We start from the raw sequence: 11,446 nt of genomic DNA on the forward strand, positions 1-11,446 counted from the left end.
GCGCACGGACAGCGCGTGATGCGTGTCGCGTGCGGTTCCGTGCGCCCCTGTCGTCCCGCGGGATCAGAGCAGCCCGAGCCGGTCCGCGGCCGTGTCGGCGTCCACCGGGACGGTGATGGGCTGCGGCGCGCCGGCGACCGCCCAGTCGGGGTCCTTCAGGCCGTTGCCGGTCACGGTGCAGACGATCCGCTGACCCGGGTCGACCGCGCCCTGCTCGGCGGCCTTCAGCAGCCCGGCGACGCTCGCGGCGGAGGCCGGCTCGACGAAGACGCCCTCCTGCGCGGCGAGCAGCCGGTACGCCGCCAGGATCTGACGATCCGTCACCGAGTCGATCAACCCCCCGGATTCGTCCCGCGCCTCCTCGGCGAACTGCCACGACGCCGGATTGCCGATCCGGATCGCGGTGGCGATCGTCTGCGGCCGGCGCACCGGATGGCCCAGCACGATCGGCGCGGCGCCGGAGGCCTGGAAGCCCCACATGCGCGGATTGCGCGTCGACACGCCGTCCGTGCGGTACTCGCGGTAGCCCTTCCAGTACGCGGTGATGTTCCCGGCGTTGCCGACCGGCAGCACATGGATGTCCGGCGCGTCGCCGAGCGCGTCCACGATCTCGAAGGCGGCGGTCTTCTGACCCTCGATGCGGGCCGGGTTCACCGAATTGACCAGCGCCACCGGGTACTTGTCGGACAGGCCGCGGGCGAGGTCCAGGCAGTCGTCGAAGTTGCCGTCCACCTGCAGGATGCGCGCCCCGTGCACCAGCGCCTGGCCCATCTTGCCCAGCGCGATCTTGCCCTGCGGCACCAGGACGGCGCACACCATCCCGGCCCGCACCGCGTACGCGGCGGCCGAGGCGGAGGTGTTGCCGGTGGAGGCGCAGATGACCGCCTGCGCACCCTCCTCCTTCGCCTTGGAGATCGCCATGGTCATGCCGCGGTCCTTGAAGGAGCCGGTGGGGTTGGCGCCCTCCACCTTCAGGTACACGTCGCAGCCCGTGCGCTCGGACAGCACCTGGGCGGGGACCAGCGGGGTCCCGCCCTCCAGCAGCGTGACCACGGGGGTCGCCGCGCCGACCGGGAGCCGCTCCCGGTACTCCTCGATGAGGCCGCGCCACTGGTGGGTGGCCGGCACACGGCCGGCAGACACTGCGTTCATCGCTGGATTACTCCCCTTCCACACGCATGATGCTGGCGACGCCCCGGACGGTGTCGAGCTTGCGCAGCGCCTCGACGGTCGCCGCGAGCGCCGCGTCCGGCGCCCGGTGGGTGACGACGACGAGCGACGCCTCCCCGCCCTCCCGTCGCCCGCCGCCACCCTGCTCGACGGCGGCTCCGTCGCCGCTGCCCGGATTCCTTCCCTGCTGACGAACGGTGTCGATCGACACCTGATGCTCGGCGAAGACCGTGGCCACCTGGGCCAGGACACCCGGTTTGTCCGCCACGTCCAGGCTGATGTGGTACCGCGTCACCACGTCACCCATCGGGCTGACGGTGAGCTGCGCGTACGCCGACTCCCCCGGCCCGGTGGTGGCGGCCAGCTTGTTGCGGCAGGTCGCCACCAGGTCGCCCAGCACCGCGGAGGCCGTCGGCGAGCCGCCCGCCCCGGGGCCGTAGAACATCAGCTGGCCGGCGGCCGCGGCCTCCACGAAGACCGCGTTGTACGCCTCGCGCACGCTGGCCAGCGGGTGGGTCAGGGGGATCATCGCCGGGTGGACGCGGGCGGTGACCGAACGGCCGTCGGCGCTGCGCTCGCAGATCGCCAGCAGCTTCACCGTGCAGCCCATCTTCTTGGCCGAGGCGATGTCGGACGCGGTGACCTCGGTGATCCCCTCGCGGTGCACGTCGTCGATGGTCACCCGGGTGTGGAAGGCGATGCCGGCCAGGATCGCGGCCTTGGCGGCGGCGTCGAAGCCCTCCACGTCGGCGGTGGGGTCGGCCTCGGCGTAGCCCAGCGCGGTGGCCTCGTCCAGCGCCTCGGAGTAGCCGGCGCCGGTGGTGTCCATCTTGTCGAGGATGAAGTTGGTCGTGCCGTTGACGATGCCCAGCACCCGGTTGACCTTGTCGCCGGCCAGCGACTCGCGCAGCGGGCGGATCAGCGGGATGGCGCCGGCGACCGCGGCCTCGTAGTAGAGGTCCACCCCGTGCTCGACGGCCGCGGCGTGCAGCGCGGCGCCGTCGGCGGCCAGCAGCGCCTTGTTGGCGGACACCACGCTGGCGCCGTGCTCGAAGGAGGTGGTGATCAGGGAGCGGGCGGGCTCGATGCCGCCGATCACCTCGACGACCACGTCGATGTCCCCGCGTTTGACCAGGGCGGTCGCGTCCGTGGTGAGCAGCTCGGCGGGCACGCCCGCGCGCACCCGGTTGGGCCGCCGCACCGCGATGCCGGCGAGCTCCACCGGTGCGCCGATCCGCGCGGCGAGGTCGTCCGCGTGCGTCGTCATGATGCGCGCCACCTCTGAGCCGACAACACCACAGCCCAGCAGCGCCACCTTCAGCGGACGCGTACGCATCATCCGACCTCGCTTCGCGGTTTACGGCTTTTCAAGCCTCTTGGACGGTCCCAGTCTCACGCACCGGACGGAAGTTTCCACGTGCTGTCCGGATCGCGAGACCGGTCTCCTTCTATGTGAGATTTCACGTCAGCCGACGTCGAGACGCAGGAGATCTTCTTCCGTCTCGCGCCGGACGATCACCCGGGCCTCGCCGTCCTTGACGGCGACCACCGGGGGGCGCAGGGCGTGGTTGTAGTTGCTGGCCATCGAGCGGCAGTACGCACCCGTCGCCGGCACCGCCAGCAGGTCGCCGGGCGCCAGGTCGGCGGGGAGGAAGGCGTCGCGCACCACGATGTCGCCCGACTCGCAGTGCTTGCCGACGACCCGGCTCAGCATCGGCTCGGCGTCGCTCGACCGCGACACCAGCGCGACGCTGTACTCGGCGTCGTACAGCGCGGTGCGGATGTTGTCCGACATGCCGCCGTCCACGCTCACGTACGTCCGCAGGCCCTCCAGCGGCTTGATCGTCCCCACCTCGTACAAGGTGAAGGCCGTCGGGCCCACGATCGCCCGGCCCGGCTCGACCGACAGCCGCGGGACGGCGAGCTCCGCGCCCCGGCACTCGCGGGAGACGATCTCCCCCAGCGACTTGGCGATCTCGTGCGGCTCGCGCGGGTCGTCGTCCGGGGTGTACGCGATGCCGAGGCCGCCGCCGAGGTCGATCTCGGGCAGCTCCACCCCGTGCTCGTCGCGGATCTGCCGCAGCAGGCCGATCACCCGGTGCGCCGCCACCTCGAAGCCGGAGGTGTCGAAGATCTGCGAGCCGATGTGCGAGTGGATGCCGGCCAGTTCGAGCGAGTCCAGGCGCAGCACCCGGCGCACCGCCTCGGCCGCGTCCCCGCCGCCCAGGGAGAAACCGAACTTCTGGTCCTCGTGCGCGGTGGCGATGAACTCGTGGGTGTGCGCCTCGACGCCGACCGTGACGCGGACCTGCACCCGCTGCCGCCTGCCCAGCTTCTGCGCGGCGTCCGCCACCCGGACGATCTCCTGGAACGAGTCCACCACGATCCGCCCCACCCCGGCCTCGACGGCCTGGCGGATCTCCTCGGTGGTCTTGTTGTTGCCGTGCAGCGCGATCCGGTCGGCCGGCATCCCCGCGGACAGCGCCACGGCCAGTTCCCCGCCGGAGCACACGTCGAGGTTGAGCCCCTCCTCGTGCAGCCAGCGCACCACGGCACGGGACAGGAACGCCTTGCCCGCGTAGAAGACGTCGGCGTCCGCGCCGAAGGCCTCGCGCCAGGCACGGCAGCGGGCCCGGAAGTCGGCCTCGTCCAGGATGTAGGCGGGGGTGCCGAACTCCTCCGCGAGGCCGCGGACGTCCAGTCCGCCGACGGTGGCGACGCCCTCGGCGTCCCGGGTGACGGTACGGGCCCAGACCCGGGGGTCCAGGGTGTTCAGGTCGGCGGGCGGCGCCGCGTAGTGACCCTCGGGGAGGACGTCGGCGTAACGGGGCCCGGCGGGGTGTGCGGAACGGCTCATCGTCTCGTGCTCTCTGCTCTCACAGGTGTCGGGGGGCGCTGATGCCGAGCAGGGTCAGGCCGTTGGCGAGCACGGTCCCGGCGGCGTCGGCGAGCGCCAGGCGGGCCCCGTGAACGGCCGAGGGTTTCTCCTCGCCCTTCGGCAGCGCCGGGCACTCGTCGTGGAAGCGGAGGAAGGCATCGGCGGTGCGCTCCAGCAGCCGCGCCACCCGGTCGGGTGCGCCGTGCCGGGCAGCGGCCTCCACGGTGCGGGGGAAGTCGGCGATCAGGCCGAGCAGTTCGGTCTCCGCGGGATCCCGGCGGCCGGATTCGGCGCCGGGTTCCAGGCCCAGGTCGTGGGCATTGCGCAACAGGGCCCGGCTCCGGGCGTGAGCGTACCGGACCCGGAACAGGGGGTTGTCCTCGCGCTGCGCCAGGTGCTCCGCGGGGTCGGTGCGGGGGGCGTCCTCGGCGGGCGGGCGCAGCAGCGCCCAGGCGGTGGCGTCGGCGCCGAGGCTGCGGCGCAGCTCGTCCGGCGTCTCCCGTACGGGGTGCGGCCGCCGCGCGGGCGGCTCGATGCCGGTGGCCGCGTGGAGCCTGCGGAGGGCGGCGGCGTAGGCGTCGGCACGGGCCTCGCCGGCGGGTGCGGGGAGGGCCGCGGCCGCGTACTCCCCGACCCCGTAGCGGTGGCCCCGCTCGCGTACGAGATCGACGAGGGCCTCGTGGGACTCCCCCTGGAGGGTGATGTTGAGGAACCCCGGTGCGGCGACGTCCACCCGGGCGATGCCGGGGGCGGCGGCGAGCCGGCGGCCGATGACGTCCGCGACGGCGAGCGGCGCGACACCGGTCAGGGGGGCGAGCTGCAGGGCCACGTTCGTGGCGTAGTCCCCGCACCCGGGCCGCGGCGGCCTGCGCACGACGACCCGCTCGGGCAGCGGGCCCGCGAGGCTGAGCTCATCGGCCTCCACGGCACGACGGACCGTGGCGAGCACGGTGCGGGAGAGCTCAGCGGGGGTCACAGACGCAAGCGTAGGCGAGGAGGGGGGTACCGACGCGAACGGGTTTCACCCTTTGGTCACCCCTGGTCACCCGCGGTCAGGCAGTGCCCGGCGTGGCCGCCGGCGCGCCTTGCTGGGGTACGTCGATGTCCTTGTTGACGAGCCTGCGCACCACGTTGAGCAGCTCGCCGGGCTCGAAGGGCTTGCTGAGGAAGGCGTCCACCCCGGCGGCGACGCCGCGCTCCACCTCGGCCTGGGTGCAGGCACTGACCACGACGATCCGCACGTCACGGGTGCGCGGGTCCGAGCGGAGGCGGGCCGCCGTCCGTATCCCGTCCAGCCGCGGCATGACGACGTCCAGCGTCACCACATCGGGGCGCACCTGCTGCACCACGTCCAGGCATTCGGCACCATCGGCCGCGGTCACGACCTCGAAGCCCTCCAGCTCGAGGTTGACCCTGATCAGCTGCCGGATGACCTTGTTGTCGTCGACGACAAGCACCCGGCCGGACTCGCCCGGCACATGAAGAGCCTAGGCGCGCCGGATCGGATGCGTCCGCGTTTTCCCCATTCCTTCCCCGACCGGGCGACCCCGCCCCGGTGCACCGGACACGCGCCGCCGCCATGGGCTATGCCACCGGCACACGGCGCGAGGCACGCCCGACACCCCCTCCCCACCCGCAACCCGCCTCCCTGGAAACCCTGTACACGGACACCCCTCCCAGGCTGGTAAGGTTTCACCCGTCGCCGCCACAGCGGCCGACACGCCCCCGTAGCTCAGGGGATAGAGCAACGGCCTCCGGAGCCGTGTGCGCAGGTTCGAATCCTGCCGGGGGCACTCACCGGGAACCAGCGGAATCACTTCACTGACCTGCGTGGATGTCGGCAGAAAGAGCGGGGCTCAGTCTCACTGAGTCCCGCTCTTTCTCGTTCCCACTCATTGATCACGCACTATCTGCGGTACACCTGCGCGACAGCTGCAACAGCTACGGGTGCCGCGGTGGGTGCTACCAGCGCGTCACCGTCTACTGAGGATTAATGCGTGATGTCGCCGGGGCTTGTGGCGAGGCCGGTGCCGATGAGGCAGCCGGTGATGATGGTGGACCGGTACTGGATCTGGCGTAGGCCTCGGCGGACAGCGGTGACCAGGTGCGTGTAGTCGGTGAAGGCGATGTTGGCCAGGCTGGTGCGTCGCAGGCTGGACCAGATCCCTTCCACGGGGTTGAGGTCCGGCGCATAGGCCGGCAGCTGGAACACGGTGAGCCAGTCCCGGGCCGTGGTCCAGGCGCGCATCGCACGGCTGAGGTGCAGGCCGACGTTGTCCCAGACCAGCACGATCGGTCCGCCGAGCTTGGTGTGGGCGGCGGTGAGCAGGTCTCGTAAGTCCTTCCAGGAGAAGCCTTTGCGGCCGTCGGCCCGCCGGTCACCGGTGTGCCGGAAGACCAACCGCGGCCGCTCGCCGGGCTTGTAGCAGCACAGAGCGGCCACTGACAGGTGCCGTCTGCTGCCGCCGTTGACTCGGATCACCGGGGTGAGGCCTGTGCGGGACCAGGTGCGGGCAGTGTGCGGCGTCATCGAGAACCCGGCCTCGTCGGCGAAGACGGTCCAGGCCCCGAGCGCCGCCGCGGTGGTTCCACGGCCGGCCATGTCTCCTTCACCCACGTTGCCACTGCCTCGTCGTCGCGCTGCACGGCCCTGCGAGCCGGCACCTGGGGCGACCAGCCGTGCCGGTGCAGCAACAGGCACACCCCGGGCACGGTGTAGCTCTTGTGGAACATCCGCCCGATCAGTGTCCGGATCCGTGCGAGCGTCCAGCGCTCGTCAGACCAGCCGTGCGCCACCGCCCCCAACTCCAAGGCCGCCTCTAGCTTCACGAACAACTCGTCGCTGACCTTGGGCAACGACGCCGGCCCCTTCGAGACCAGGCCCGCTTCACCCCGCTCGGCCCACTCGCGCCGCCAGCGCTGTACCGAGCGCACATGAACCCGCAGCACCCTCGCCACCTCGGCGTTGCCGCAACCAGCCGCGAACATCTCGCCCGCGTCCAGACGGATCTGCTCGCGAAACGCCCTCCGCTCGGCGGTCAGCCCACCACCCTGCGCGTACCTCATGACCGTGGTGTACCGCGACGATCACGACCTGTCAGCACCCCACGACATCACGCATTACAAGTCAGTAGGTCCACGTGGCGGCGGCACCGTGACCGTTGCGCCGGCCTCATCATCACCAGCTGCAATATGGGACAGCGAGACACCGCCCCCTTAGCGCAGTCCCACCCTTTTCCCCAGGTCGGAGCGCCTAGTAGGACAGCGGGACAGTGGAGACTGCCGGGCGCGAGCGTGTAGGCGATTCTCCAGACAGGAGAAGACTACGGTGTCTGTCTGCAGAAGCACTGCACGGCGTTCTACGCTCTCTCGACTCGTGCCACAGGCGGGAAGGAAGATGCGTATGACCCAGACCGCAGCGCCAGTGGGGAACGCCCAGCTGGACACGCCGGACGCAACGGCGCAGCAGCCATTGGCAACGGGCTGGCGATACGCGGCGGAGGCTGCAGCCTATCGGCGCAGTGTTGAGGCGATCTTGGCCGAACAGTCCGTCGCCAACCGGTTGCAGAGCCGTCCAGAAGTGACCGCCAATGCGGTACGTGGGGCCATGGCAGCCCCTGCCGCCATCATGCGAACGCTTGAGCTAAGCCGCGAGACTCTCGCCTCCACGCGTGATTCCTTAGACGAACGGACCAAGACCCGCCGCAAGCTGGCGCGAGCCGAAGCGGAGGCCGGCCTGGAACCCGCGTCGCTGGCAACTCTGCTGTACCTGGGCGTGCTGCTTTTCGGGCAAGACCTGGTGGGCGCGCCCTCAATCGTTGAGCAAGTCATCTTTGCACTGGTTGGCGTCGTGGTGGTCGGCTGGCTGTTGTTTCGCCCGCGTGCCCGGCGTCATTTGCGGTCTTTTGCCGTTCTCGGCCCGTACATGTTGGAGCTGTGGCTGGACCGGGATAAAGCCGCTGACGCCCTGAAGAAGCTGGAAGCGGAGTTCACCACACACAGCGCGCGCCAGGTCCTGCTGGAAGTCATCGTGGCGCTTCTCGGCGAGGACCCGCACTCTGTGTTGGCATACGACAGTTACCAGGGGCTGCGGGCTCGTGGTGACTCTGAGTTCTTGGTACCCACCGCGTGCGGAGGACAACTAGCACGCAAGCTGTCCCTGATCGATGGTGGGACCATCGCGCTCAGCGGCCCCCGGGGGGCGGGGAAGACCACGCTGCTGCGCGCCGCACCTGGTCTTCTGCGTACGAGCACCCCCGGCAACGGGGACGGTCCGGACTTCGTGGTCGAGGTCGCGGTGCCCGCTGCCTACACCCCATACGACTTCGTGTTGTCCTGCCTGGTCGGCGTGTGCGAGCAGTTTCTCAAGCGCAACGGCCAAGCCGTGCCCGACTTTACGCGGCTGTCAGGATTTGTGCGGCTGCACCGGCGCATGGACGAACTAGTCCGCCGCAGTGCCCGGCGGTTGCTGTTTGCCATTCTGGCGGCCGCCCTGCTTGTTCTCGGTATCAGCGCAGCCGCGCGCGGTTGGTGGGGTGGCCACCGTTTGGGCGTGCAGTCCTGGGGCCTTGGAGCGGTTCGGGAAGCGGTCCGCGGCATCACCCTCGTGTGGCAGGGGCAATACATCGTCGCCTGTCTCGCGATCGTATTTGCGAGCGTGGTCTTGTGGAGGCTGCGCACACCCGGTCGGCTACGCCGGTTTCTGGGTGTTGGGCCACAGGACAGGATTGGCCAGGGCCTCCTGTGGGTCTTCGGCTGGTGCCTTGTCGCCATCCCAGCCGTAGACGTCCTCCGGGACTTCCTCCTCGCCTCGGGCATCCGCCCATGGGACGAGGTCACCAAAGCGATAACGGACTTGCTGGTCCCCTTCGGCGTAGCCATGGCGATGCTACTCTTCGTGTTCGTCGGGCTACAATTGCCGAGCAGGCCGCGCCGCCTGACCCGCCAGGACCGGATGCTGATCGCCTTTGCCGTAGCTGTCATGACCAGCCTCGGCACCTTCAATGCATTCCCCATAGGCCACGCCTATATTTCTGACCCTGAAAATCCTGCCCGTCTTGGCCTGTTCGTGCTCGGTATTGAGGTCGTCGCCGCCTCCGGGAAATGGCGAAGGTCCCGCCCGGTCCAGAGTCCCCTGGCCCGACGCTGCCTGGACAAGCTCTACCAACTTCGCACGGCCCAGAGCACCTCCGCCTCCTTCAACCTTGCCCCGGCACCGATATTCGGAACAGCGCACGGTTCCTCCCTTTCCAGTGTGCCGCTGGCCTTCCCGCAACTCGTAGCAACACTCCGGGAACTATTGGAGGCGATCGCGGAGGACCTGAGAAAGTCGAGCCACGGCCGCGTATTCCTGTGCATCGATGAACTCGACCGCATGGGAACCACCGACAAGGCTCGCGAGTTCCTCAGCGAGGTCAAGGCACTTCTTGGCGTTCCGCATGTCTATTACCTCGTCACCGTCGCAGAGGACGTGAGCGCGGCATTCGTGCGGCGGGGACTGCCGCACCGCGACGCCACGGACAGCTCCTTCGACGACGTCGTCCACGTGCGGCCCCTGGCGCTAGCAGAGTCCATGGCCGTCCTAGAGCAGCGGGTCCCGCGTCTTCCTTACCCCTATGTAGTCCTCTCGCATGCCCTGTCCGGAGGCATCCCTCGTGACCTCATTCGGTACGCGCTTAGGCTGGTCGAACTGCGTCAGAGCACACCGTATGTCGAACTACGTGACATCGCCCACCTCATACTGACCGAGGAACTCTCCGACACCCTTGCCGGATTCCGTACGTTGCTCGCAAGTCAGCCGTGGACGGCCAACACTGCCCATGTCCTGACTGGCTATCGGACTCTTACGGAGACGCTGGACGTCTCCTGTCCCCACCGCAGGGAGGCGCTCGTCCATGCCCTACTAGCGTTCGCATGGCCGACGGCACCAGCACATGGAGCCCAAGGCTCCGCGTCCGGCAATGAAGAGGGGCTGCAGGAGGCCACCCGCCAGCTGATCGCGGAAGCTCGGGCCTACACCGTGTACGGGCTCACCTTGCTCCAAATTTTCACGCCACCAAACTTCGATCAGCGCAGCGCCGAGACCGCAGCCCGCGTACTGGACGGTGTGTCCCAGCGTCTCGCAGACATGCGGCTAGAGCTGGCAATCTCCCCATTCAGCGCGCGTGAGCTGATCGACCGGGTGCGCCGAGCCTGGGACTTGGCTGACGCCACCGCTGCCTCTCCGAGTTTTGATCCAGCCTCCTGCGCAGTCCCTCCCTGTGCTCCCGAGCCCGAATCCGTCTAAGGCTAGGAATATCCCCGCTCCCAGCTACGTGGAACGACTTGGTCGGCTCCTGGATGACTCGGATCGCTCACAGACGTAGCTACGGCCGGGACGCCTCACGGTGTCCCGGCCGCTACTACTAATCACCCCAGCGAGCTCATTCGAGAGTTGCCTGGATTTTCTTGTTCAGAACGTCCTCTTGACCGTCCAGACAGCCCGCGTATCTCCGATACAGCACCTCCACCGAGTTCCCAGCCCTCCGAGCCACCTCGGCTGGCGGCACACCAGCATTGAGCCAACCAGTTAGGCAGGAGTGCCGCAGGTCGTACGGACGCCCCCCGAGGGGTGACTGCACCTGCGCTGGGGTCAGGGCCAGTGCTCGCGTCTCCTCCCATACCCGGCTATAGGTGCTGGCGCCGATCGGCTTCCGCCGCTCGTTGCCGAAGACCCGGCGCCCCAGGGCCGTGCCACAGGTACGGGCACCGGCGGCAATCCCCTGTGCGTCTCATGCCTGGTCGAGGCCCAGCGGCAGTGGCCGGCGGGCATGGTCCCCGGCCTCCGGGCCGTGTAGCCCGGCATGCCAGCGCTTCACCCCGCGATTTCCCTCCCTTCTTCAGGGGATAGCGGGCGCCACTCTGCCTGCATGGTGATTGGCGTGCACCGCTTGGAAATGTCGTGGGCGAGACGCGTGACCTCCGTCGGCCCGAGTGTCCCGACCTCGTGAACCAGATCGTGGATGTCGTTGCCCGCAGCCCTGACGTCCCCGCCCTCCGTGATAGCGCGGCGGAAGCGACCCAAAGCGTTCTGGAACACCGGATACACCGCACGTCGGGCCTCCTGGAGCCACCGCTCCCGGTCAGCTTCAGCCTGTTTCGTAACTACATCCAGGGCCGCCCTGTGGTTGGTCTCGGCCGAATCCAGGGCTGCGCGGTACGCCGCCGCCGCCTGCGCCAGGGCGGCGCGCTTCTGCCATTGCGCGACGAGCAGGCTTACTGGGATGCCGGTGAGCCCAACTACCGCCGCGACAGCCGTGAGATCCATGCGCCCATCATGGGCGGCGATCGGCAAGAGCGGAGGCGGTACAGCGCTTTCCGCCACCGCTGACCCCGCGGCCAATTCCCCGGGGCTTTTGC

General features: G+C 69.3%; 8 protein-coding genes, 1 tRNA gene and 1 pseudogene. 2 read left to right on the forward strand and 8 right to left on the reverse strand.

Annotation, left to right across the window (positions count from 1 at the left end; all coding sequences use genetic code 11):
* Positions 1 to 63 precede the first annotated feature (63 nt).
* From thrC to ACFV3E_RS25925, 5 genes are all read right to left on the reverse strand, one after another.
* The gene (gene thrC / locus ACFV3E_RS25905; protein WP_500536808.1) at positions 64 to 1,152 is read right to left on the reverse strand and encodes a threonine synthase; all 1,089 of its coding nucleotides are present in this window, start codon (positions 1,150 to 1,152) and stop codon (positions 64 to 66) included.
* A gap of 7 nt (positions 1,153 to 1,159) precedes the next feature.
* The gene (locus tag ACFV3E_RS25910; protein WP_500536809.1) at positions 1,160 to 2,509 is read right to left on the reverse strand and encodes a homoserine dehydrogenase; all 1,350 of its coding nucleotides are present in this window, start codon (positions 2,507 to 2,509) and stop codon (positions 1,160 to 1,162) included.
* Between the two features lie 126 nt (positions 2,510 to 2,635).
* Complete coding sequence (gene lysA, locus ACFV3E_RS25915; protein ID WP_500536810.1) at positions 2,636 to 4,027, reverse strand: diaminopimelate decarboxylase; 1,392 nt, start codon at positions 4,025 to 4,027, stop codon at positions 2,636 to 2,638.
* A gap of 19 nt (positions 4,028 to 4,046) precedes the next feature.
* A complete protein-coding gene (gene nrtL / locus ACFV3E_RS25920) occupies positions 4,047 to 5,024 on the reverse strand; it encodes an ArgS-related anticodon-binding protein NrtL (RefSeq protein WP_500536811.1) in 978 nt (325 codons plus the stop codon).
* A 76-nt stretch (positions 5,025 to 5,100) separates the two neighbouring features.
* Positions 5,101 to 5,526: a response regulator gene (locus ACFV3E_RS25925; protein ID WP_500536812.1), complete on the reverse strand. Its 426-nt coding sequence runs from the start codon at positions 5,524 to 5,526 to the stop codon at positions 5,101 to 5,103.
* A 243-nt stretch (positions 5,527 to 5,769) separates the two neighbouring features.
* On the opposite strand from ACFV3E_RS25925, the gene ACFV3E_RS25930 reads away from it, so the two are divergent.
* Positions 5,770 to 5,841: transfer RNA gene (locus ACFV3E_RS25930), tRNA-Arg, on the forward strand.
* Between the two features lie 197 nt (positions 5,842 to 6,038).
* Here the strand turns inward: ACFV3E_RS25930 and ACFV3E_RS25935 are convergent.
* Positions 6,039 to 7,114 (reverse strand): IS630 family transposase gene (locus ACFV3E_RS25935; RefSeq protein WP_500536813.1). Its coding sequence is split into 2 segments (ribosomal slippage): positions 6,039 to 6,668 and positions 6,671 to 7,114, totalling 1,074 coding nucleotides; the frame shifts between segments, so codons are not numbered across the junction.
* Between the two features lie 337 nt (positions 7,115 to 7,451).
* On the opposite strand from ACFV3E_RS25935, the gene ACFV3E_RS25940 reads away from it, so the two are divergent.
* Positions 7,452 to 10,334: a hypothetical protein gene (locus tag ACFV3E_RS25940; protein WP_500536814.1), complete on the forward strand. Its 2,883-nt coding sequence runs from the start codon at positions 7,452 to 7,454 to the stop codon at positions 10,332 to 10,334.
* 136 nt (positions 10,335 to 10,470) lie between these two features.
* Here the strand turns inward: ACFV3E_RS25940 and ACFV3E_RS25945 are convergent.
* Positions 10,471 to 10,788: pseudogene (locus ACFV3E_RS25945) on the reverse strand (tyrosine-type recombinase/integrase); the annotation flags it as partial.
* Positions 10,789 to 10,901: 113 nt separating this feature from the next.
* On the reverse strand, positions 10,902 to 11,354 hold the full coding sequence (locus ACFV3E_RS25950; protein ID WP_500536815.1) for a hypothetical protein: 453 nt from the start codon (positions 11,352 to 11,354) through the stop codon (positions 10,902 to 10,904).
* Between the last annotated feature and the right edge of the window lie 92 nt (positions 11,355 to 11,446).

The organism is Streptomyces sp. NPDC059718 (assembly GCF_042733315.1).
GTDB lineage: Bacteria > Actinomycetota > Actinomycetes > Streptomycetales > Streptomycetaceae > Actinacidiphila.